The organism is Streptomyces sp. NPDC006140, assembly GCF_040628815.1.
Lineage (GTDB): Bacteria > Actinomycetota > Actinomycetes > Streptomycetales > Streptomycetaceae > Streptomyces.
In genome coordinates this window covers 175667-198311 of the sequence record NZ_JBEXTS010000006.1, presented here as the reverse complement: position 1 = coordinate 198311, position 22645 = coordinate 175667, and the positions used below count along the sequence as shown (strand labels likewise).

21 protein-coding genes are annotated in these 22645 nt (G+C 72.2%); 7 read left to right on the top strand and 14 right to left on the bottom strand.

Going from position 1 to position 22645, the window contains the following annotated elements:
- Positions 1-77 precede the first annotated feature (77 nt).
- The 7 genes from rnc to ABZ386_RS18325 all read right to left on the bottom strand — a co-directional run bounded on the left by rnc (position 78) and on the right by ABZ386_RS18325 (position 7518).
- A complete protein-coding gene (gene rnc / locus ABZ386_RS18355) occupies positions 78-887 on the bottom strand; it encodes a ribonuclease III (protein WP_351341223.1) in 810 nt (269 codons plus the stop codon).
- Between the two features lie 49 nt (positions 888-936).
- Positions 937-1110, bottom strand: coding sequence for a 50S ribosomal protein L32 (gene rpmF, locus ABZ386_RS18350; RefSeq protein ID WP_007493396.1), 174 nt, complete (start codon positions 1108-1110; stop codon positions 937-939).
- Between the two features lie 2 nt (positions 1111-1112).
- Entirely contained in the window at positions 1113-1757 is a 645-nt protein-coding gene (locus tag ABZ386_RS18345) for a YceD family protein (protein WP_358965099.1), read from the bottom strand.
- 129 nt (positions 1758-1886) lie between these two features.
- Positions 1887-2972: a cell division initiation protein gene (locus tag ABZ386_RS18340; protein ID WP_358965098.1), complete on the bottom strand. Its 1086-nt coding sequence runs from the start codon at positions 2970-2972 to the stop codon at positions 1887-1889.
- 121 nt (positions 2973-3093) lie between these two features.
- Positions 3094-3573: a pantetheine-phosphate adenylyltransferase gene (gene coaD, locus ABZ386_RS18335; protein ID WP_010044544.1), complete on the bottom strand. Its 480-nt coding sequence runs from the start codon at positions 3571-3573 to the stop codon at positions 3094-3096.
- A 26-nt stretch (positions 3574-3599) separates the two neighbouring features.
- Positions 3600-4187: a 16S rRNA (guanine(966)-N(2))-methyltransferase RsmD gene (gene rsmD / locus ABZ386_RS18330; protein WP_351341217.1), complete on the bottom strand. Its 588-nt coding sequence runs from the start codon at positions 4185-4187 to the stop codon at positions 3600-3602.
- Between the two features lie 79 nt (positions 4188-4266).
- Positions 4267-7518 carry a helicase-related protein gene (locus ABZ386_RS18325; protein ID WP_358965096.1) on the bottom strand — a complete coding sequence of 1084 codons (3252 nt, stop codon included), beginning with the start codon at positions 7516-7518 and terminating at the stop codon, positions 4267-4269.
- Positions 7519-7705: 187 nt separating this feature from the next.
- Between ABZ386_RS18325 and ABZ386_RS18320 the strand changes: the two genes are divergently transcribed.
- Both ABZ386_RS18320 and ABZ386_RS18315 read left to right on the top strand, forming a co-directional pair.
- The gene (locus tag ABZ386_RS18320; protein WP_351341579.1) at positions 7706-9544 is read left to right on the top strand and encodes an HSP90 family protein; all 1839 of its coding nucleotides are present in this window, start codon (positions 7706-7708) and stop codon (positions 9542-9544) included.
- A complete protein-coding gene (locus ABZ386_RS18315) occupies positions 9541-12579 on the top strand; it encodes a tetratricopeptide repeat protein (RefSeq protein ID WP_358965095.1) in 3039 nt (1012 codons plus the stop codon). Before ABZ386_RS18320 ends, ABZ386_RS18315 begins: the two co-directional genes overlap by 4 nt.
- Here the strand turns inward: ABZ386_RS18315 and ABZ386_RS18310 are convergent.
- A complete protein-coding gene (locus ABZ386_RS18310; RefSeq protein WP_358965093.1) occupies positions 12563-14461 on the bottom strand; it encodes a DAK2 domain-containing protein in 1899 nt (632 codons plus the stop codon). The genes ABZ386_RS18315 and ABZ386_RS18310 overlap by 17 nt on opposite strands.
- A 267-nt stretch (positions 14462-14728) precedes the next feature.
- Here ABZ386_RS18310 and rpmB point away from each other — a divergent pair, with 267 nt between their 5' ends.
- Positions 14729-14914, top strand: coding sequence for a 50S ribosomal protein L28 (gene rpmB, locus ABZ386_RS18305; protein WP_003993230.1), 186 nt, complete (start codon positions 14729-14731; stop codon positions 14912-14914).
- A 119-nt stretch (positions 14915-15033) separates the two neighbouring features.
- Here the strand turns inward: rpmB and thiD are convergent, their stop codons facing one another.
- Together thiD and ABZ386_RS18295 are read right to left on the bottom strand one after the other, a co-directional pair.
- The gene (gene thiD / locus ABZ386_RS18300; protein WP_351341206.1) at positions 15034-15825 is read right to left on the bottom strand and encodes a bifunctional hydroxymethylpyrimidine kinase/phosphomethylpyrimidine kinase; all 792 of its coding nucleotides are present in this window, start codon (positions 15823-15825) and stop codon (positions 15034-15036) included.
- Positions 15822-16787 (bottom strand): thiamine-phosphate kinase, encoded by a 966-nt coding sequence (locus ABZ386_RS18295; RefSeq protein WP_351341204.1) that lies wholly within the window; start codon positions 16785-16787, stop codon positions 15822-15824. Before ABZ386_RS18295 ends, thiD begins: the two co-directional genes overlap by 4 nt.
- 206 nt (positions 16788-16993) lie before the next feature.
- On the opposite strand from ABZ386_RS18295, the gene ABZ386_RS18290 reads away from it, so the two are divergent.
- Positions 16994-17227: an Lrp/AsnC ligand binding domain-containing protein gene (locus ABZ386_RS18290; RefSeq protein ID WP_003997603.1), complete on the top strand. Its 234-nt coding sequence runs from the start codon at positions 16994-16996 to the stop codon at positions 17225-17227.
- Positions 17228-17247: 20 nt separating this feature from the next.
- Positions 17248-17769, top strand: coding sequence for a DUF3515 domain-containing protein (locus ABZ386_RS18285; protein WP_351341200.1), 522 nt, complete (start codon positions 17248-17250; stop codon positions 17767-17769).
- Between the two features lie 23 nt (positions 17770-17792).
- On the opposite strand, the gene ABZ386_RS18280 is transcribed toward ABZ386_RS18285, so the two are convergent.
- From ABZ386_RS18280 to ABZ386_RS18270, 3 genes are read right to left on the bottom strand one after another with little or no spacing between them, the layout of a single operon-like run.
- Positions 17793-18950 (bottom strand): D-alanine--D-alanine ligase family protein, encoded by a 1158-nt coding sequence (locus ABZ386_RS18280; RefSeq protein WP_355717914.1) that lies wholly within the window; start codon positions 18948-18950, stop codon positions 17793-17795.
- Between the two features lie 59 nt (positions 18951-19009).
- Positions 19010-20020, bottom strand: a complete 1011-nt coding sequence (locus ABZ386_RS18275; protein WP_114255524.1) for an NAD(P)H-dependent glycerol-3-phosphate dehydrogenase — start codon at positions 20018-20020, stop codon at positions 19010-19012.
- Positions 20017-20808 carry a lysophospholipid acyltransferase family protein gene (locus ABZ386_RS18270; RefSeq protein ID WP_351341194.1) on the bottom strand — a complete coding sequence of 264 codons (792 nt, stop codon included), beginning with the start codon at positions 20806-20808 and terminating at the stop codon, positions 20017-20019. Before ABZ386_RS18270 ends, ABZ386_RS18275 begins: the two co-directional genes overlap by 4 nt.
- 158 nt (positions 20809-20966) lie before the next feature.
- Between ABZ386_RS18270 and cofC the strand changes: the two genes are divergently transcribed.
- Positions 20967-21605, top strand: a complete 639-nt coding sequence (gene cofC, locus ABZ386_RS18265; RefSeq protein WP_351341191.1) for a 2-phospho-L-lactate guanylyltransferase — start codon at positions 20967-20969, stop codon at positions 21603-21605.
- A 9-nt stretch (positions 21606-21614) separates the two neighbouring features.
- A complete protein-coding gene (locus tag ABZ386_RS18260) occupies positions 21615-21818 on the top strand; it encodes a hypothetical protein (RefSeq protein WP_351341189.1) in 204 nt (67 codons plus the stop codon).
- A gap of 71 nt (positions 21819-21889) precedes the next feature.
- Here ABZ386_RS18260 and ABZ386_RS18255 read toward each other — a convergent pair whose 3' ends face one another.
- On the bottom strand, positions 21890-22531 hold the full coding sequence (locus ABZ386_RS18255) for an HU family DNA-binding protein (protein ID WP_358965091.1): 642 nt from the start codon (positions 22529-22531) through the stop codon (positions 21890-21892).
- Positions 22532-22645 lie beyond the last annotated feature (114 nt).

Here is a 22645-nt window from a genome sequence, read left to right as displayed (position 1 = left end):
GAACGCCCGCCCCGGCAGGGGCGGGCGCTCGGGTGCGCTGTGCTGGGGCCGGACGCCCGGTGCGGGCGGCCGGCTCGTCAGCCGTCGACGCTGCTGCCGTCGACGGCCGTGTGGGCGGCCTGGGCCGCCGCCGTCTGCGTCTCCTCGGCGGCCTTCGCCGCCTTGGCGCGCTCGTCCGCGGCGGCCCGGATGGACCGCCAGGCGGACTCGGCGGCCTGCTGCTCCGCCTCCTTCTTGCTGCGGCCGGTGCCGGTGCCGTACGAGACGCCTCCGACGCGGGCGGCAGCAGTGAAGGTCTTCTCGTGGTCGGGGCCGGTCTCGGTGACCAGGTACTCGGGGACGCCGAGCCCCTCGGTCGCGGTGAGCTCCTGGAGACTGGTCTTCCAGTCCAGGCCAGCTCCGAGGTTCGAGGACTTCTCGATCAGGGGGTCGAACAGGCGGTGCACCAGCTCCGCCGCCGAGTCCAGTCCCTGGTCGAGGTAGACCGCGCCGATCACCGCTTCCAGGGTGTCGGCCAGGATGGACGCCTTGTCCCGCCCGCCCGTGCCCTCTTCACCGCGGCCGAGCCGGATGAAGGAGCCCAGGTCGAGCCCGCGGCCCACCTCGGCGAGCGCACGCGAGTTCACCACCGCGGCCCGCAGTTTGGCCAGCTGGCCTTCCGGCAGGTCGGGGTGGGTGCGGTACAGCGTGTCCGTGACCACGAGGCCGAGGACGGAGTCCCCGAGGAACTCCAGGCGCTCGTTGGTCGGCAGACCGCCGTTCTCGTATGCGTACGACCGGTGGGTCAGTGCGCGCACCAGAAGGGCGGACTCGACCTTGTAGCCGAGCCGCCCTTCCAGAAGCGTGTGGGACGAGGCCTGGTTGTCCGCCGGAGCACTCCCGCTCACGCGGGAAGACTTGTTCTTAGGCGTGGACACAGTGCCTCTCACCAGCCGCTCAGACCTCGAGGACCTGGCGCTTGTTGTAGGTGCCGCACGACGGGCACGCGATGTGCTGCAGCTTGGGCTCGTGGCAGCGCTCGCACGCAACCAGGGTGGGGACCGCAGCCTTCCACTGCGACCGGCGGTGGCGCGTGTTGCTGCGCGACATCTTCCGCTTCGGAACAGCCACGGCTACTTCTCCTGCTTCTCGTCGACGCCCGCTTCGGCGCCGCTGATCTCGTCCTTATCGCCCGGTTCGAGTGAACCGGCGAGTCCCTGCAGTGCCGCCCAACGGATGTCGACGGCGTCATGGTGGTGGTCCGGGTCGTCCGCCAGCCGTGCGCCGCACTCGGCGCACAGACCAGGGCAGTCTTCCTGGCACACCGGCTGCATCGGCAGTGCGAGCACCACCGCGTCACGCAGCACGGGCTCGAGGTCGAACAGGCCGTCCTCGAGGAAGAGCCTGTCCTCGTCGTCCTCGGCGTCGTCGCCCGGTTCCGCGATCACGCGGCCCCGGTCGTCGGCGTCAGGGTACGAGAACATCTCCTGGAAGTCCGCTTCGAGCTCCAGCTCCAGCGGCTCCAGACACCTTACGCACTCCCCCTCGGCCTCGGCACGGGCGGTGCCTGTGACGAGCACCCCTTCCATGACCGACTCCAGGCGGAGTTCGAGCTCCACCGGGGCGCCTTCCGGCACTCCGATGACTCCCTTGAGACCGAGGTCCTTGGGAGCGTCGACCGTGCGGGTCAGGCGCTGCAGCGCACCAGGCCGCCGACCCAGCTCGTGCGTGTCGAACACAAGCGGGTTGCGGTGGTCGAGGCGGGCGTTCAGGGCCATTCCTGCTTTCGATCTGCTGAGCTCGGGGGGACGCCGCCCTTCGGTGTTCCCGGGCAGCGTTGATCGCGGACGTACGCGCGACCGAAGAGCCAGGATACTGGACCTTTCGCCGTCGGCCCAATCCGGTACTCAGCCCTGGCCGCGGCCCTGCTCGTAGGCCCGCAACTGCTCGGCACTGATCATGCTGGTGTCGAAGAGGCTGGTCTCGTCGAGGGCGTACCCCTGGTGGGCCTGAGGGCTCTGGTGCCCCTGCTGCGGCTGCTGCGGCTGCTGCGCCTGCTGCGGGACCTGGTTCGGGTCGTACGCGGCCTGTTGGGGGTCGTAGCCCTGGTAGGCGTAGGGATCGGCCTGCTGGTAGCCGTACGGGTCCTGCTGGGCGGCGTAGGCGGGCTGCTGGTAACCGCCGTAGGGGTCGGGCTGCTGCTGGTAGCCGTAGGCCGGCTGCGGCTGTCCGTAGTCCTGTTGCTGGGCGGGCTGCCCGGCCGGGGGCTTCTCCTCCGCGAGGGCGGCCAGGCCGGCGAGGTAGTCGGCGTCGCTGGAGTGCTGGACGGTGCTGGTGTCGTCGGCGAGGGCGCCGAGGTCGTCGGTGGCGATCCGGCCGTGCAGCTTCTGCCGGCCGCGGCCGACGGCCTCCAGAGTCTTGGCGAGGACCGCCTCGAAGGCGCCGAGCTTGGCGTCGACGTACTCGTCGGCGGTGCGGCGCTGGGTCTCCGGGTCGTGGCTGCGCTCGGGGGCGTCCTCGTCCTCGTAGCCCTGCTCGTCGGTGCCGGGGCCGGTGCCGAGGAGCTTCTCGCGGCCGCGGCCGACGGAGCCGAGGGTCTTGGTGAGGACGACCTCGAAGTTGGCGAGCTTGGAGTCGACGTAGTCGTCGGCCTCGGCGCGGATCTCCTCGGCCTCCTGGCGGGCCTCGGCGAGGATCCGGTCGGCCTCGGCCTGGGAGCGGCGCGCGACCTCGGTGTCGGAGATCAGCGAGCCGCGCTCGGCGTGCGCGCTCTCGATGATCCGCTGGGCCTCCTGGCGGGCCTGCTCGACCATCTGCTCCCGGCCGCCGATCAGCTCCTGGGCCTGGGCGAGGGAGTCGGGCAGCGCCGCGCGGACCTCCTCCAGCATGGAGAGCAGTTCGGCGCGGTTGACCACGCACGAGGCCGACATGGGCATGGACCGGGCGCCGGAGATCGCGGCGACGATCTCGTCGAGCTTCTTCTGCACGTCCACCGTGTGCTCGCCACTCTCTACAGATGCGTTGGAGACGGACGGGACGACTGTACGGCCACGGGGTCACCGGCGGACACCGGGTGACGGCTTGTCAGGCTCCCGGGGGGCGCCCGGGGCGCCTTCAGTCCTTCCGCAGGCGCTCGGTGAGGGCCTGGAGGACCTCGGCGGGCACCAGGTGGGAGACGTCGCCGCCCCAGGTCGCGACCTCCTTGACCAGGGAGGACGACAGGAAGCTGTAGGTGGGGTTGGTGGGGATGAAGAGGGTCTCCACACCCGAGAGGCCGTTGTTCATCTGGGCCATCTGCAGCTCGTAGTCGAAGTCGCTGACGGCGCGCAGGCCCTTCACGATGGCGGGGATGTCGCGCTGCTTGCAGAAGTCGACGAGCAGGCCGTGGAAGGCCTCGACGCGGACGTTGCCGTACTCGGCGGTGACCCGGCGGATCAGGTCGATCCGCTCGTCGATCTCGAACAGGCCCTTCTTCGACTGGTTGATCATCACCGCGACGTAGACCTCGTCGTACAGCCTGGAGGCGCGGGAGATGATGTCGAGATGTCCGTTGGTGATCGGGTCGAACGACCCGGGACAGACGGCGCGGCGCACTTGTGATCCCTCGCTCTCCGGTCCGGTCATCGTGCGTCTTCGCACGTAGAGGCGGCGCGACCGTACCAAAACGTTCCCTCGCCGTAGCGACGGGCCCGGAGGGGTTCGAAACCCTCGGGCCATCGGAATTCGCCGCCTCTGGTGCTGCGCTCCACGGTGACGAGGGCTTCTTCGGCGAGCCAGCGTTCCGAGCGGAGTGTGAGGAGGATCTCCCGAAGATCGTCGTCCGTGACGGCGTACGGGGGGTCGAGGAAGACGAGGTCGTAGGGGTCGCCGGGGGGTGGGGTGCGGATGATCTGTTCCGCTTTGCCGGATCTGACCTCGGCGCCGGGGAGTCCGAGGTTCTTCACGTTCTCGCGGACCGCGCGGACGGCTTTGGCGTCGGCCTCCACGAGGAGGGCGTGGCCGGCGCCGCGGGAGAGGGCCTCCAGGCCTACGGCTCCTGATCCGGCGTAGAGGTCCAGGACGCGTTCGCCTTCGAGGGGGCCGCCGAGGAGGGATTGCCAGGTGGAGAAGAGGCCCTCGCGGGCGCGGTCCGAGGTGGGGCGGGTTCCTGTTCCTGGCGGGACGGCCAGGCGGCGTCCGCCGGCTGTGCCGGCGATCACGCGGGTCATCTTCGGTCCTTGTCGTGGGCGGCTTTCCGTATCAGTGTGGCTGGTCGCGCAGTTCCTCGCGCCCCTGGGGCGGCAACCGTCACCCCTTTTCCAGGTACTGCTCCCTTTCCTCGTCCAGGAGGGCGTCCAAAGCCGTCCGAAGAGCAGGGAGGTTGGCCAGCTCCGGGTCGGCGGCCACTACCGCCGTCGCCTCCTCCCTCGCCTCCGCGATGATCTCCTCGTCCTCGATGACCGCGAGGACCTTCAGGGAGGTCCGGGCGCCCGACTGGGCCTGGCCCAGGACGTCGCCCTCGCGGCGCTGTTCCAGGTCGATGCGGGACAGTTCGAAGCCGTCGAGGGTGGAGGCGACGGCGTTGAGGCGCTGGCGGGCGGCGCTCGCCTCGGGCATCTCGGTGACCAGGAGGCAGAGGCCGGGGGCCGAGCCACGGCCGACGCGACCGCGCAGCTGGTGGAGCTGGGAGACGCCGAAGCGGTCGGCGTCCATGATCACCATGACGGTGGCGTTCGGGACGTTGACGCCGACCTCGATGACCGTCGTGGCGACCAGGACGTCCACGTCGCCGGCGGCGAAGCGGCGCATGACCGCGTCCTTGTCGTCCGGGTGCATACGGCCGTGCAGGACCTCGACCCGGAGGCCCTGCAGGGGGCCCTTGGCCAGGTGGTCGGCCACGTCGAGGACGGCGAGGGGCGGGCGCTTCTCCGCGGCGTCCTCGGCGGACCCGGGGGCTTCGGAGGACTTCTTCTTGCCGACCTTCTTCGGGTCGTCCTCCTCGTCGCCGATGCGGGGGCAGACGACGTACGCCTGGTGGCCGTTCTCCACCTCCTCGCGGACCCGCTCCCACGCGCGGGTCAGGAAGTGGGGCTTGTCGGCGGCCGGGACGACATGGCTGGCGATCGGGGAGCGGCCGGCCGGGAGCTGGTCGAGGACGGAGGTCTCCAGGTCGCCGAAGACCGTCATGGCGACCGTGCGCGGGATGGGCGTGGCCGTCATGACGAGCAGGTGCGGGGGCTGCTTGCCCTTGCCGCGCAGGGCGTCGCGCTGCTCGACGCCGAAGCGGTGCTGTTCGTCGACCACGACCAGGCCCAGGTCGTGGAACTGCACCTTGTCCTCGATCAGCGCGTGCGTGCCGATGACGATGCCGGCCTCGCCGGTGGTGAGGTCGAGCAGGGCCTGGCGGCGGGCGGCCGTGCCCATGGAGCCGGTGAGCAGCACCACCTTCGTGGCCTGCTCGGCCCCGCCCAGCATGCCGCCCTCGGCCAGTTCGCCCATCATCTCGACGATGGACCGGTGGTGCTGCTGGGCGAGCACTTCGGTCGGCGCGAGCATGGCGGCCTGCCCACCGGCGTCGACGACGGCGAGCATGGCGCGCAGGGCGACCATGGTGTTGTGGGTCACCGTGAAGTTGTCGGTGACGTAGGCATGGCTCGGGTGGGCGACGCTGATGCACTGGACGGGCTTCCGCCCCGCGTACTCGACCGCCCGGATGCCGCGTCGGAACGTGTTGTACTTCGGCCTCGGACGCACACGTTCCGCTTTGCGGGTGAGCCGGAACGGGACGTAATCGTCCGGCAGGGACACCTGCACGTTGTACGCGGCCTTCTTCGGCAGTACTCGCGCCCGGCCGCCCAGCGAACGTACGAGCCATGCGACGTCCTCCGCGAGTCGGCGCGAAGCCGAGCAGAGGGAAACACTCATGCCGTCGGCTTGGACAGTGCCGTCCGTGTCGAGAAGTCCCTGCAGCACGGCGAGACGGTCCTTGATCGGAGCGTTCTTGAAGGCCTGAGGGACGAACTTGTCGTGGGACGTCCTTCCCCAGAGGCCCAGCTCGCGCAGGACCTGGATCACCGGGTTGCGCACGCCGCCGGCACGCTGCTTGAGCTGGATCGTGTAGTCACAGTGCGATCCCTTCACCGGCACCAGCCGGCATTCGGGCGCTACTGCCGCTGCTACCGCGTCACGGATCTCGTCGTCGATGGTGGAAAGGCAGAGATTGTGCCGGAACGAACCGTCCCCCAGCAGTAGTCCGATCAGGTACGGGTCGAGGGGCAGCCCGGCGTCGCCGCCGAGATCGACCGGCTTCGCCGGCGGGATGTACCACTTGGAGGACCCGTTGGCCTCGAACGTGTCCGAACGGATCTCCCGGGTCGTCATGACCTTGGGAGCCTGACCGCGGTGCCAACCGCAGCTCGTGCCGACGATCCAAAGATGCTCGTCGTCGCACTCGACGGAACTCCCGTCGGACAGCACCAAGCGCCACACATCGCGCTCGCCCTGAGGGAAGACACCATCGATCAGGGCGATGTCCCCGTCCGGCACCACCACCTCGTCGCCCACCCGCAGATCCCCCATGGAACGGAAGCCGGTGGGCGTGAGCACCAGCGAGTCGAGGGGCTGGGCCTTGCCCGAACCGACCTCTCCCTGGAGCAGCCGGTGCATCGGGTGCTCGGTCGCCAGGTCGGCGAAGATCTCGCGGGAGACGCGCTGCTGGCCGTCGGTGAGGGTGAACGGGAGGCGGGCGTCGAAGGCCGTGAGGAGGCCGTCCGGGGTGGGCTTGCGGGGGACCGCCGGGAGCAGGGCGTCCGCGTGGCGGCGGCGGGCGAGGGCGACCTGGAGGACGAAGGCCTCGTCCCACTTGAGGCGGGCGCGGGCGTCCTCGATGTCGGCCTTGGTGTGCGGGCGGTGGATCTTCAGGAGGGCTTCGGGGAGGGGGACCAGGCCGCGGCCCTGGCGGAGGGTGTCCGGGAGGGGGTCGAGGGCCTCCTGGGCGGTGGGCAGGACCGTCTGGATCGCCTTGCCGATCTTCCAGGACTCCAGCTTGGCGGTGGCGGGGTAGATCGGGATCAGCGCGCCGGCCCAGGTCTCCACCGACTCATCCGGGTCCCCGCGCAGCAACTCGTAGGCAGGATGGGCGAGTTGGAGGCGGCGGTTGAAGACGGAGACCTTGCCCGCGAACATCGCGCGGGTGCCCGGCAGGAGCTCCTTGTGGGGCTTGTGGACGCCCGCGCCGAAGAAGACCAGTTGGAGCCGGCCGCTGCCGTCCGTGATCGTGACCTCCAGGCGCTGGCCCTTGCCGCGCGGGGCCTTGGCGGAGGCGAAGGTGTGCAGGCGGGCGTCGGCGACCTGGGCGACCACCGTGACGTGCTCGTCCATGGGGAGGTCGGCGAGGTGGGTGAGCTGGCCGCGCTCCTCGTATCTGCGCGGGTAGTGGTGGAGGAGGTCGCCGACGGTGAGCAGGCCGAGGTGCTCGGCCATCACCTTCGCGGTGGCGGGGCCGAGCACCGACTTCAGCGGTTGGCGCAGGGGTTCTTCCAGTGCGGGCACGAGATCCATTGCACACCACGCCACTGACATCGGCGCCCAGGCCGCAGCGGAGGTCGCCGTATACGTCCCGGAAATCCCTGGTCAGGCGGCCGGTTCCGGCCTTAGGATGACGCGCCCCCGGCCTTTCTCGCGGTCACCGCCTCACCGGGACCGCCCGACCCCGCGCCGTCGCGAGTCCCCCACCGGCGCCGTGATGATGGACTCCCAGACCTCACAGGCATCCCAGGCACCCCGTTCCCCCCGACCACCTCATACGTTCCAGGTCGACCTGCGTGGTCTGGTGGACCTGCTCTCCCACCACCTCTACTCCAGCCCCAAGGTGTACCTGCGCGAGCTGCTGCAGAACGCCGTGGACGCCATCACGGCCAGACGCGCGGAGGAGCCCGGCGCCCCGGCCCGGGTGCGGCTGCGCGCGGAGGGCGGGGCCCTGCGGGTCGAGGACACCGGCGTCGGGCTCACCGAGGCGGACGTGCACAGCCTGCTGGCCACGATCGGGCGCAGTTCCAAGCGCGCCGAGGGCCTTCAGGAGGCCAGGTCCGACTTCCTCGGGCAGTTCGGCATCGGCCTGCTGGCCTGTTTCGTCGTCGCCGAGCGCATCCGGGTCGTCAGCCGCAGCGCCCGTACGCCCGGGGCGCCGCCCGTGGAGTGGACGGCGTCCGACGACGGTTCGTACACCGTGCGGACCCTGCCGGACGCCGAGCGGCCCGAACCGGGCACCACCGTGCACCTGGTGGCCCGGGCCGGGGCCGCGGAGTGGCTCACGCCCGAGCGGGTGGCGGCGCTGGCCCGGGATTTCGGGTCGCTGCTGCCGTACGACGTCCGGGTGGGCGACGAGGCGGTCACCGACCTGCCCGCGCCCTGGGACCGGCCGTATCCGGGCCCGGCGGCCCGCCGCGTCGCCCTCGCCCGGCACTGCCACGACCTGTTCGGCTTCACGCCGCTGGACACGATCGACCTGTCCGTGCCGCTGGCGGGCGTGCGCGGGATCGCGTACGTGCTGCCGTCGGCGGTCAGCCCGGCCCAGCGCGCCGGTCACCGCGTGCACCTGAAGGGCATGCTGCTGACCGAGCGGGCCGAACAGCTGCTGCCCGACTGGGCGTTCTTCGTGCGCTGTGTGCTCGACACGGACAGCCTGCGGCCCACGGCCTCGCGCGAGGCGCTGTACGAGGACGAGACGCTGGCGGCCGTACGGGAGGCGCTGGGCGAGCGGATCCGCGCCTGGCTGACGGGGCTCGCGGCCGGTGATCCGGAACGGCTCGCCGCGTTCCTGTCGGTGCACCACCTGGGCGTGAAGTCGCTGGCCCGGCACGACCGGGAGATGCTGCGCACGATGCTGCCGTGGCTGCCCTTCGAGACGACCGACGGGCGGCTGTCCCTGGAGGAGTTCGCGCAGCGGCACCCGGTGGTGCACTTCACGCGGACCGTGGAGGAGTACCGGCAGGTCGCGCCGATCGCGTCCGCGCAGGGCATCGGCGTGGTCAACGGCGGTTACACGTACGACAGCGAGCTGGTTCAGGCGCTGCCGTCGGTGCGGCCGGGGACGGTGGTCGCCGAGCTGGACGCCGAGACGGTGACCGCGCACCTGGACGCGGTCGATCCGGCCGAGGAGCTGGCCCTGTCCGGCTTCCTGGCCGCCGCGCGGGCCCGGCTCGACCCGCTGGGCTGCGACGTCGTCCTGCGGGCGTTCCACCCGCTGTCCGTGCCCGCGCTGCACCTCGACGACCGGGACGCCCGGCACGAACAGGCCCGGGCGGACGCCGAGGCGCAGGCCGACGACCTGTGGGCGGGCATCCTCGGCTCCCTGCGCGGCAGCGCCCCCCGCGCGCGTCTGGTGCTCAACCACCTCAACCCGCTCGTGCGGCGGATCGGCGCACTGCCCGACCCGGAGCTGATCGGCACGGCCACGGAGTCGCTGTACGGGCAGGCGCTGCTGATGGCGCAGCGGCCGCTCCGGCCCGCCGACTCGGCGCTGCTCAACCGGGCGTTCATCGGCCTCCTGGAGTGGGCCACGCACAGCGAGGACGGCCGGGCATGAGCGAGATCACGGACTTCGACGCCCTGCGCCGGGCGATGGCGGAGAACGCCGAGCAGCCGGAGGGGCCGGCCCGCAACGCGCGCGCGGAGGAGCTGCTGACGGCGGCCGAGAAGCTGAACATCCCGCTCGCCGTGATCGAGGCGCTCGGACACCAGCTGAAGGTCTACAACTACAGCTCCGAGAAGGGGAAGATGTTCGTCCCCTTCGCGCGGCTGCTGCGCATGTGGGACGAACGGCCGGAGGACTTCGACGAGTACGAGACCCACTCGCTGCACTGGGTCTTCAAGTGGGTGTCGTCCGGCATGCTCGACCAGCCGCACATCCCGCTCGCCTCGATCGAGAAGTGGCTCGGCGAGATGGAGCGCCGCTACCGGCTCGCCGGGCACTCCGAGCGGGCCGTGCGCAGCGCCGAGCACAGTGTGGCCGCGCATGTCGGGGACGTGGCGCGGGCCGAGCGGGCGTACGCCGCGTGGCTGGCGGCCGACCGCGACAGCATGGCCGACTGCCACGCCTGCGAGCTGCACGGGCAGGGCTGGTGGCAGGCGGAGCTGGGCCGGGACGCGGAGGCGCTGGAGCTGTGGCGGCCGGTGCTGGACGGCGAGTACGCCTGCGCCCACGAGCCGCACACGGCCCTGGCGTCCTCCCTGGTGCCGCTGCTGCGGCTGGGCCGCACGGACGAGGCCAGGGCCAACCATCTGCGGGGCTTCCGGCTGGTCCGGGCCATGGAGAGCATGCGCGGCGCGTACGCGGAGCACGTGGAGTTCTGCGCGCTGACCGGCAACGAGGCGCGGGGGCTGGAGCTGCTCGCCGAGCGGCCGGCGTACTTCACGGACGACGGGCATCCGCAGAGCAAGCTGGAGTTCATGAGCGTGGCGGCCCTGCTCATGGACCGGCTGACCGTGCTCGGCCTGGGCGACCGGCAGGTGCCCGGTCCGGCCGGCCGGGAGTGGACCGCCCGCGAACTGGCCGCACACGCGCGTGCGGAGGCCCTGGCGCTGGCGGCGCGGTTCGACGAGCGCAACGGCACGACGTACGTCAGCGAGCGGGCACGCGCGCGTATGACGCGGAAGCCCCTGGTGGAGCGGCTGCCGCTGGGGGTGCGGTTGTCGCCGGGGGTGCGCTCGGTGCGGCCGGTCCCGCCGCCCGCTCCCCCGCCGCCCGTTCCCTCGGTGGACGCGGCTCCCGTCGCCGGCCGGCCGGATCTGCCCGCGCTGCTGGCCGAGGCGCGGCGGCTGTCGGACACCCTGCGGCCGGGCGCCGTGGAGGCGTGGGCGGCGGCCGCCGCTGCCGCGGAGGGCGTCGAGCTGGACCCGCGCGACCGGGCCGAGATGGCCGACCACGAGGCGATGTCCCTCGGCCCGGAGGGGGTCGCGCTCTTCGAGCGGGCCGCCGGGCTCTACGCGGAGGCGGGCGATCCGGGCGAGGCCCTGGCGGCACGCGCGCGTGGCGCGTACGTACGCGCGCTGGCCGGTGACGTGGCCAGGGCGGTCGCGGCCGTGGCCGGCCCGTACGAGGAGGTCCTCGCGCTGTACGCGGCCGGCGGCACGGGGCTGCGGCAGACGGCCTCGGTCCTGATGGGGCGGGCCCGGACCCTGCTGCGCCGGGCACACGAGGAGCCCGGCTCGGACGCGGTGCGCGCCGAGGCCGAAGCCGCCGTGCGGGAGGTCCTGGCGCTCGTCGACGGGCGGACCGGGGAGGACGTACGGCTGGCCGCGCGGGCCGCCGAGGCCCGGGCGATGCTCGGCGAGCTGGCGGGGCTGGCCGGGGACCTGGAGGCGGCGGCGGAGCTGTTCGCGCGGGGCGCGGCGGCGTTCGTCGCGGCGGGACTGCCCTGGTTCGCGGTGGAGTACGAGGCCCGGCTGGCCTCGCTGGCCCACCACCTCGGCGACATGGCCGAGGCGGAACGGGCGCTGCGGGCGGCCCTGGAGCACGGCGGCGCCCAGCTGGAGGCGCCCGGGCGGGCCCAGCTGCACCTCCAGCTCGCGGAGCTGGTCGGCGGCCGGGGCGATGCCGTGGAGGCCGCCGGGCACGCCCTGGAGGCCGCGCACTGGGCCGACGAGGCGGGCGAGAGCGCGACGCTGGGCGCCTGGGCCCGGCAGCAGCTCGGCGGGTTCCTGCTGCGGCAGGGGCGGTGGGCCGAGGCCGCGGAGGTGCTGGAGTCGGCGCTGCCCGAGCTGACCGCCGAGACGCACGGCGACGGGGCGGTCGTGCAGACGCTGTGGTGGCTCGGCGACTGCCTGAGCGAACTCGGCGAGCACCGCGCCGCCGCCGAACGGCGCCTGCAGGCGGCCGAGATCGCCCGGCACTGGCCCGAGCAGCAGGACCACGCGACCCTCGCCCACCTGGCCGGGGAGTCCCTCGCGGAGGCCGGGCTGTCCGCCGAGGCGGACCGGGCCTACGCCCGCGCGGGTGCCCTGTGGCGCGAACTCGGCAACGTCCCGGGACTGATCCGCTCACTGCGCGCCCGCGCCTGGCTGGCACTGGACGGGCGGGACGGGCAGGGCAGGCGGGGTGGGCCGGACGGGCGGGACGGGCTGGAGGACGCACGCGGCCTGATGGCGGACGCGGTCCGGGCGTGCGAGGCGGCGCTGGACACGGCGGCGGACGAGGAGTCGCGGCAGCAGCTCGTGGCCGAACTCGGGCATACGCACCGGCAGTTCGGCGACCTGCTGGTCCGTTCCGTCGCCGAGGGCGCCGAGGAGGCGTCGGCCCGGGCCGTGTTCGAGGATGCGCTGGCCCAAGTGCTGCTGTCGGCCGAGGTGTTCGCCTCCCTCGGGGAGGGCGCGCTGCACAGCCGTACCGGCTCGGAGCTCGCCGCGGGGCGGCTGGAGGCCGACCTGGGCCGGCCCGCCGACGCGGCGGCACGCGCGCGTGCGGTGCTGGCGGCGTACGAGGGGCAGGGCGACGAGGGGATCGGCGGCGAGCGGACCGGGAACAGCGAGGCCGCACCGGCCCGCCGGGCGGAGGCCGAGCAACTGCTCCGGCTCCTGGCGGACCAGCCGGATGCGGGCGCAGGTCCTACTCCACGCCGATGAGCAGCAGGGAGCCCTGCCGTCCGCCCCGGTACACGACGGTGTCGACGGCGAGGTACCCCTCGCGGACCCGGCCCTCCAGATGCTCGGCGATGGTGTCGGGGGCCTCGTCGCCGAGGACCAGGGTGACCATCTCTCCCCCGGCCGCGAGCATGCGGTCCAGGACCGTCTCGGCGGTGGCCGTGACGTCCGAGCCGATCACGGCCACGTCGCCGTCGATCAGGCCGAGGACGTCGCCGGCCTGGCAGATGCCGGCCATCGTCCAGGACTGGCGTTCGGCGACGGTGACCTCGGCGTAGCGGGTGGCGCCGGCGGCCGAGGTCATCGACACGACGTCCTCGTCGAAGCGGCGCTCCGGCTCGTGCACGGCCAGGGCCGCGATGCCCTGGACCGCCGAGCGGGTCGGGATGAGGGCGACGCGGACGCCCTCCGTGCGGACCTGCTCGGCCGCCGCAGCGGCGGTGTGGCGCAGGTCGGCGTCGTTGGGCAGCAGGACGACCTCGTGCGCGTGGGCGCGCCGTACGGCCTGCACGAGTTCGCCGCTCGCGGGCGGCTCCCCGGGGCGCGCGAGCACGGTGGTGGCGCCGGCCTCGGTGTAGAGCCCGGCCAGGCCCTCCCCGGGCACGACCGCCACGACGGCCCGCTGGGCACGCTCCCGGGGCGGCCGCTCGGCGCCGGTGGTGTGCACGTCGCCGACGCCGAAGTGCGTGATACGGATCCGGTACGGCCGCCCGGCCTCGATGCCGGCCTCCACGGCGGCGCCCGCGTCGTCGACATGGACGTGGACGTTCCACAGCCCGTCGCCGCCGACCACGACGAGGGAGTCCCCGAGCCCGTCGAGCCGCTCCCGCAACCGCGCCACGGCGTCGTCCTCGGCCTCCAGGAGATAGATCACCTCGAAGGCGGGCCCGTCCTGGCCGGGCGCGGTGACGCTGTCGGCGCTGTCACCGGGGTCGGCGCAAGCCGGGACAAGCCCTGCGCCGCCCTGGCCGGGGACAGAGGCGCTGTCAGACCCCTCGCCGGGACCCGTGCAAGCCGGGACGGGCTCTGCGAGGGACTCCACCGACTCCACGCGCGCGTGCGCCCCCGCCGACTCCCCGGCCCCGGTCCCCGGCCCGGCTCCCGGCCCGGACCCCCGGGCCCCCGGCACCCGCCCCGCGCTCGTCACCGGCCCGCGCGGCCTCTCCCCCGTGAACGTCTCCACCAGCGCCCCGAGCACGGCCACCAGCCCCCGCCCGCCGGCGTCCACCACCCCGGCGCGTTCCAGCACGGGCAGCTGGTCCGGGGTGGCGGCCAGGGCCTCGCGCGCTCCCTCGTAGGCGGCCCGTGCGACGTTCCCGCAGTCGCTCTCGGCACCGCCGGCGGCGTCGGCGGCGTCGGCCGCGGCCGCGGCGACCGTGAGGACCGTGCCCTCCACGGGGTGGGCCACGGCCTGGCGGGCGGAGTCGGCCGCGTGCCGCAGGGCGAGCCGCAGACCCTGACCGTCCGCGTGCACGCTCGTGCCGTCCGCCTGCACGCTCGCGCCGTCGGCCAGCACCTGGGCCATGCCGCGCAGCAGCTGGGCGAGGATCGTCCCGGAGTTCCCCCGGGCACCGATCAGCGCCCCGTGCGCCATCGCCCGGGCCGCGTCGGCCAGGGTCGGCTCCTTCGGACCGGATCCTTCGGCCCCCGGCGAGCCCGCCGCGTGCCCCACGAACACCGCCTCGACCGCCGCGACCGCCGACTCCAGGGTCAGGTACAGGTTCGTACCGGTGTCCCCGTCCGCCACGGGATAGACGTTGATCGCGTCGATCTCCTCACGCGCCCGCCCCAGCGTCTCGAGCGCGAGACCGCACCAGGTGCGCACCGCGAGAGCATCGAAGAATGTCTGCGGCACCTGCGCCACTGCGCCTCCCTGAGCTGCTGGACGTGGCAGGCAGCGTAGACCCCGGGACGGTGTCCACCGGAAGAGGGCCGGGGCGGGGCCCTGAGCTGCCATGGTAGTTTCGCTCTACGGGTGCAGCCGTTGTATGCTGCTCCGGTTGCCCGATCCTGATCGGGCCTTCCCCCTGGCAGCGCCACTCAGATCTCGACCGGCTCCTGGAGCCACAAGATCTCGATCCCGGCATGCCGGGATTAACCGTAAGTGCATCTGAAGTCTTTGGAGTGACCCGTGGCTGCCAACTGCGACGTCTGCGGCAAGGGGCCGGGCTTCGGCAACAACATCTCGCACTCGCACCGCCGTACGTCCCGTCGCTGGAACCCGAACATCCAGCGTGTGCGTACCGTGGTGGGCGGGACGCCGAAGCGCGTGAACGCTTGCACCTCGTGCATCAAGGCCGGCAAGGTCTCGCGCTGACGCTCAGCTAGCGCGCGGCCACTGCTGGTTCGCTGCAGAGAGCCGGTCCACCCCTGGTGGACCGGCTTTTTGCCGTACCCGGATGCGCAGGCACCGGCCCTGAACGCCCGCCTCGACGCTCAGGACCCGGCCCGGAACCGCCACCCATGATCCACCGGCCCGATGCCCCCGCCGAGCGCGAACCCGGCCGCGACGGCCCCGGTGACGTACTCCTTGGCCGCCGCCACCGCCTCCGGCACGGAGTCGCCCTTCGCGAGCTGCGCGGCGATCGCCGAGGCGAGGGTGCAGCCGGTGCCATGGGTGTGGCGGTTGTCATGCCTCGGCGCCCGCAGCCAGTGCTCCTCCGAACCGTCCGTGAGCAGGTCCACGGCGTCCCCGGAGAGGTGGCCGCCCTTGATCAGCGCCCAGCGCGGCCCGTACGCCAGCACGGCCGCCGCGGCCCGCCGCATCTCCCCCTCCGACTCGACGCGGACGCCCGTCAGCTGGGCCACCTCGTCGAGGTTGGGTGTGGCGACCGTCGCCGCCGGCAGCAGCTTCCTACGGACGGAGTCCAGCGCGGAGGCGGCCAGCAGGGAGTCGCCGTGCTTGGAGACGCCGACCGGGTCGACGACCGCCGGAGCGTCCGTCCCCGCGATCAACTCGGCGACCGCCTCGACGAGTTCGGCGGAGGCGAGCATGCCGGTCTTGACCGCCTGGACGCCGATGTCGTCGACGACACTGCGGTACTGGGCGCGCACGGCCTCCACGGGCAGTTCCCAAGCCCCTTGCACGCCCAGGGAGTTCTGGGCGGTCACCGCAGTGACGACGCTCATGCCGTGCACGCCGAGCGCGAGCATCGTCTTCAGGTCGGCCTGGATGCCCGCGCCTCCGCCCGAGTCGGAGCCCGCCACCGTGAGGACGTTGGGAATCATGACTCCATGTCCCCGAAGTGGTCCCAGCCGCCCTTGTTGGTCCACGGCGCCCCGTCGACGGTCACCTGGGGCAGCGCCGAGGGGTTGAGGACCTCGCCGATGACCTTCCAGCGGGCGGGCAGCTTCACGTCCGGTGGGAAGGTCGCCACGATCGCGTGGTCCTCTCCCCCGGTCAGCACCCACTGCATCGGGTCGACGCCGACTGCCTGCCCGATGTCGTTCATCTGGGACGGGATGTCGATCGCCTGGGAGCGGATGTCGATGCGCACCTTGCTGGCCTCGGCGATGTGCCCCAGGTCGGCGATCAGCCCGTCGCTCACGTCGCACATCGCGGTCGCCCCGAGCCCGGCGGCGGCCGGCCCCGCGTGATACGGCGGCTCGGGCCGCCGGTGGGCCTCCACGAACGCCCGCGGCGAGCGGAACCCCCGGGACAGCACCGCGAACCCGGCCGCGGACCAGCCCAGCCACCCCGTCACCGCGACGAGGTCCCCGGGCTGCGCGCCCGCCCGCGTCACGGGCTCCTGGTTGCGCAGATCGCCGAGAGCGGTGATCGACACCATGATCGAGTCGCCGCGTACGACGTCACCGCCGACCACGGCGGCGCCCGCCACCTGGCACTCGTCCCGCAGGCCGTCCATCAGCTCGCTCGGCCACGTCACCGGCAGCTCGGCCGGGACGACCAGGCCGAGGAGCAGCGCGGTCGGCACGGCGCCCATGGCGGCGATGTCCGCGAGGTTCTGCGCCGCCGCCTTGCGGCCCACGTCGTAGGCCGTCGACCAGTCGCGTCGGAAGTGCCGGCCCTCCACCAGGATGTCCGTACTGGCCACGACCCTGCGGTCGGGCGCGGCCACCACGGCGGCGTCGTCGCCGGGGCCGACCCGGACCGCCGGGGTGGTGGTCAGACGGGAGGTGAGCTCCCTGATGAGCCCGAACTCACCGAGCTCACCAACAGTGCCCTTCATTGCCCTTTCTCCCCTTCTGTCCCTGTCCGTGCCCGGTCGCGGGGCATCTCGGTCCTCGCTACGGTCGAAGTGACCGTCACGTTCTGCCGGACCCGCGCCCCGGCGCGCAAGACCCGGTGCCCGCAGGTCTCCCCGCGGCGAGCGGCGACGCGATACCGTGGCGTTCCTTTTCCCCACATGATCCTCGTGGCCGCCCTGGAGGTTCCGTGGTACAGGCGTACATCCTGATCCAGACGGAGGTCGGCAAGGCGTCGACCGTCGCCGAGACGATCAGCAAGATCCCTGGTGTCATCCAGGCCGAGGACGTGACAGGACCCTACGACGTCATCGTGCGGGCCCAGGCGGACACCGTCGACGACCTCGGCCGCATGGTGGTCGCCAAGGTCCAGCAGGTGGACGGCATCACCCGCACCCTGACCTGTCCGGTCGTGCATCTGTAGCCCCCGTCTACCCTGTGCCGGTGAACCTTTTCCGTCACCGGCACCGTCGTGTCTTCCGCGTTGTCCTCCGCCTGCCCGCTCTCGCGCTGTTGATCACTGCCGCGGGCTGCTCCTCAGCAGACGACAGCGCGTCGGCGGCGGTTCCCGGTCCGGACGCGAAGGCCACGGAACTGTGCCGGAACCTGGACAAGGTACTGCCCGCGAAGGTGGACGGTGAGCGTCGCCAGGATCCCGAGCCCGCGTCGGCGCTGACGGCGGGCTGGGGCAGCCCGGCGATCATACTGCGCTGCGGTGTGCCGCAGCCGCCCAAGATGGTCGACCCGAAGGTGGCCGAGGGGCGGGACGCGGACGCCGTCGCCGGCGGTGTGAACGGGGTGGACTGGCTGATGGAGAAGCAGGGGGACGGGGGGTACCGGTTCACCACGGCGAACCGTGAGGCCTATGTGGAGGTCCAGGTGCCGGAGGGTGTGGACAGTTCCGGTGTTCTGATCGATCTGGCCTCGGCTGTGAAGAAGGCGATCCCCGAGGGGATCGCCTCCTAGCGCCGCACGTCTGAGTCTGTGGGTCAGCGCAAGCCCGTCGACCGGCGCAGAGCCGCCTGCACCAGCCGGTCGATCAGCTCGGGGTAGCTCACCCCGCTCGCCTCCCACATCTGCGGATACATCGAGATGGGCGTGAAGCCGGGCATCGTGTTGATCTCGTTGATCACGAACTCGCCGTCCTCGGTGAGGAAGAAGTCCGCGCGGACCAGGCCCTCGCAGGACGCCGCCTCGAAGGCGTCGACCGCCAGGCGCCGCACCTCGGCCGTCTCCTCGGGCGTGAGGGGCGCCGGCACGATCCCCGGCGTCGAGTCGATGTACTTGGCCTCGAAGTCGTAGTACGCGTGCGTCTCGGGTGAGGGGATCTCCGCGGGGACGGAGGCCCGGGGGCCGTCCTCGAACTCCAGGACGCCGCACTCGATCTCGCGTCCGCGCAGCGCCGCCTCGACGAGGATCTTGGGGTCGTGGCGCTGGGCCTCGGCGATCGCCTCGTCCAGGCCGGAGAGGTCGTCGACCTTGGTGATGCCGATCGACGAACCGGCGCGGGAGGGCTTCACGAACAGCGGCCAGCCGTGCTCGCCGGCGAGGTCGACGATCTTCTTGCGGGCGGCCGCCTCGTCCTGCTGCCACTCGCGCGGCCGGATCACCACGTACGGGCCCACCTTGAGCCCGAAGGAGGTGAAGACCCGCTTCATGTACTCCTTGTCCTGGCCGACGGCCGAGGCGAGCACGCCCGAACCCACGTACGGGACGCCGGAGAGCTCCAGGAGGCCCTGGAGGGTGCCGTCCTCGCCGTACGGGCCGTGCAGCACCGGGAAGACCACGTCGACCTCGCCGAGCGCCTTGGGCACCGATCCCGGCTCGCTGTAGACGACTTCGCGGTTGGCGGGGTCGACCGGGAGGATCACCCCGCCCTCGGCCGACTCGGCGAGCGCGTCGACGCTCGGCGGGCGCCGGTCGACGATCGCCATCCGCTCCGGTTCGTCCGCCGTGAGCGCCCAACGCCCGTCCTGGGTGATGCCGATCGGGAGGACGTCGTACTTCGTCCGGTCGATGGCCTTGAGGACGGCGCCGGCCGTGACCACGGAGATCCCGTGTTCGGAGCTGCGCCCGCCGAACACGACGGCCACACGCGGCTTGCGAGGCGGCTGCTCGGGGCTCTGGGGGAGGTTCTCGGTGCTCATATCGCGTTGAGAGTACCCGTAGGTAGTGCCCGGAGACAGCGCCCCCGGCCTCGCGTCGCTCAGCGTCGTTCCGGCTTCGCGCTGCGCGACATCAGCTCCTTGAGGGCGACCACCGGAGGCTTGCCCTCGTGCACGATGCCGACGACCGTCTCCGTGATCGGCATGTCGACGCCGTGCCGGCGGGCCAGATCCAGCACCGACTCGCAGGACTTGACGCCCTCGGCGGTCTGCTTGGTGACCGCGATGGTCTCCTGGAGGGTCATGCCCTTGCCCAGGTTGGTGCCGAAGGTGTGGTTGCGGGACAGCGGCGAGGAGCAGGTCGCCACCAGGTCGCCCAGGCCCGCGAGTCCGGAGAAGGTCAGCGGGTCGGCGCCGAGCGCCATGCCGAGCCGGGTGGTCTCGGCGAGGCCGCGGGTGATGAGGGAGCCCTTGGCGTTGTCGCCGAGGCCCATGCCGTCCGCGATGCCGACGGCGAGGCCGATGACGTTCTTCACGGCTCCGCCGAGTTCGCAACCCACCACGTCCGTATTGGTGTACGGGCGGAAGTAGGGCGTGTGGCAGGCGGCCTGGAGCCGCTGGGCGACGGCCTCGTCGGTGCAGGCGACGACGGCCGCGGCCGGCATCCGCGCGGCGATCTCCCGGGCCAGGTTGGGCCCGGTGACCACGGCGATCCGGTCCGGGCCTACCTTGGCGACGTCGTCGATGACCTCGCTCATCCGCATCGCGGAGCCGAGTTCGACGCCCTTCATCAGCGACACGAGGACCGTGTCCGGGGCGAGCAGCGGGGTCCACTCGGCGAGGTTGCCGCGCAGGGTCTGCGAGGGGACCGACAGGACCGTGAAGTCGGCGTCCGCCGCGGCTTCGGCGGGGTCCGTGGTGGCCCGTACGTTCTCCGGGAGCTCGACGCCCGGGAAGTAGTCGGGATTGGTCCGCGTGGAGTTGATCGCCTCCACGACCTCCGGGCGGCGCCCCCACAGGGTGACCTCGCACCCCGCGTCGGCGAGCACCATGCCGAAGGCCGTGCCCCACGAACCGGCGCTCAGGACCGCCGCCTTGACCGGTGTGCTCACTTGCCCAGCCCCTCTTCCTGCACGGTCTGCCCGGACTTCTGGTGCGTCTGCGTCTGCGCCTGGGTGCGGCGCCGCTGCTCGATCCGCTCCCGGCGCGGGTCGTAGGGCGTCGCGGGCGCCTTCTCGCCGCGGATCTCCTCCAGCTGGGCGGTGATGGCGGCCATGATGACCTCCGTGGCCTCCTTCAGCAGGTCCGCGGTCATCTCCCGGTCGTAGAACCGGGTGAGGTCCACCGGCGGTCCGGCGAGCACCCGGTGCGTCTTGCGCGGCAGAAGGTGCGGCTTCTTCGCGTACGGCGGCAGCAACTCGTTGCAGCCCCACTGGGCGACGGGGATCACCGGGCACTTCGTCTGCAGGGCGACGCGGGCCGCCCCGGTCTTGCCGGTCATGGGCCAGCCGTCCGGGTCGCGGGTGAGGGTGCCCTCGGGGTAGAAGGCGACGCATTCCCCGCGGTCCACGGCGTCGATCGCGGCCCGGAAGGCGCTCAGCGCGTCCGTGCTCTCGCGGTAGACGGGGATCTGGCCGGTGCCCCGCATGGCGGCCCCGACGAATCCCTTCTTGAAAAGCCCGCTCTTGGCGAGGAATCGCGGGACGCGCCCGGTGTTGTACTGAAAGTGCGCGTAAGCGAAGGGGTCGATGTGCGAATTGTGGTTCACCGCGGTGATAAATCCACCCTCGGCCGGAATGTGCTCCATTCCGCGCCAGTCCCGCCTGAGCAGAACCACCAGCGGCGGTTTGCAGATCACCGCGGCGAAGCGGTACCAGAAGCCGATTCTGCGGCGGGGCACGCGGACACCTTCCTCTAGGGCCTGAAGCGGGGGCCACGGGGGGCCGCACAAGTGTCGCCCCAGGCCGCCGGTCTGTCGAGAACACCGTACGCCCCGACACGCCGCCCGCCCGATGCCCCGGGTGACAATGACCGCGACAAGAGGAGGACGGAACACCCGTGCAGTGGACCCTGGTCGTACCCCTGAAGCCCCTGGCCCAGGCCAAGAGCAGGCTTGCGGACACCGCGGACGACGGGCTGCGGCCGGACCTGGCCCTGGCCTTCGCCCAGGACACGGTGGCGGCGGCGCTGGCCTGCCCGGCGGTGCGGGATGTGGCAGTCGTCACGGACGACGCCCGGGCGGGCCGTGAGCTGGCCGCTCTGGGCGCGGCGATCGTCCCCGACGAGCCGGGCAGCGGCCTCAACGCCGCCCTCGCACACGGGGCGCGGGCCGTACGGTCCACGCGTCCGCGAAGTCCGGTGGCCGCGCTGAACGCCGATCTTCCGGCACTGCGCCCACAGGAATTGTCCCGGGTGCTCGATTCCGCCGCTGAATTCCCGCGCGCATTTCTCCCGGACGCGGCCGGGATCGGCACGACCCTGCTGGCGGCCGCCCCGGGCCTGGAATTGCGTCCGGCCTTCGGCACCGATTCCCGGGCCCGGCACCGCACGTCAGGCGCGGTGGAACTGCGCCTCACCGCCGTGGATTCCGTACGCCAGGACGTGGACACCGGCGCCGACCTGCGCAGCGCGCTGGCCCTGGGGGTCGGTCCTCATACGGCCGCGGCCGCCGCGCGGTTGCTGATACCCGGGCAGTAGGCTGCGGCCATGCAGGCGACCGCGTACACGTACGACCCCGAAAGCCGCAGCGGGCAGGTGCTCCTGGACGACGGCACCCCGGTGCCCTTCGACGCGGCGGCGTTCGACGCGGGGGGCCTGAGACTGCTGCGCCCGGGGCAGCGGGTCCGTATCGAGGTGGAGGGCCCGAAGGAGAGCCCGCGGATCACTCTCGTGACACTCCAGACCCTCTGACCACTTGCTGAACACACCGCGGGCCGGACTCCGTGCGGAGTCCGGCCCGGCGCGTGAGTACCCCGGTGCCCTTACTTCTTGCGGGCGGTGGTCTTCTTGGCGGTGGTCTTGCGCGCCGTCGACTTCTTGGCGGGCGCCTTCTTGGCCGTCGCCTTCTTCGCCGGGGCCTTCTTGGCGGTGGTCTTCTTCGCGGCGGTGGTCTTGGACGCCGTCGTGGTCTTCTTGGCGGGCGCCTTCTTGGCCGTCGTCTTCTTCGCGGCCGCCGTCTTGGTGGTGGTCTTCTTCGCCGTGGTCTTCTTGGCGGTGGTCTTCTTCGCGGCGGCCGTCTTCGTGGTCGCCTTCTTCGCGGCGGCCTTCTTGACCGTCGCGCCGGCACCGCCGGACAGGCTGCCCTTGGGCGCCTTCTTGACGGACACCTCACCACCGCGCGGGAGCTTCTTCGAGCCGCTGACCAGGTCCTTGAAGCCCTGGCCCGCGCGGAAACGCGGAACGGAGGTCTTCTTGACCCGAACCCGCTCGCCCGTCTGGGGGTTCCGGGCGTAGCGGGCCGGACGGTCGACCTTCTCGAAGGAACCGAAGCCGGTGACGGAGACCCTCTCACCTGCGACGACCGCGCGGACGATGGCGTCCAGTACATGGTCGACAGCGTCGGCGGCCTGCTGGCGGCCGCCCATCTTGTCGGCAATCGCTTCTACGAGCTGCGCCTTGTTCACGTCTTCCCCTTCGGAGACATCGCCAGAACGAAAGTGTTCAAGCTTTTTCGCACGTTAGGCAGATATATACCGCAAATCAAACACGAAACGGGCTTATCACCCTTGTGCCGCAAC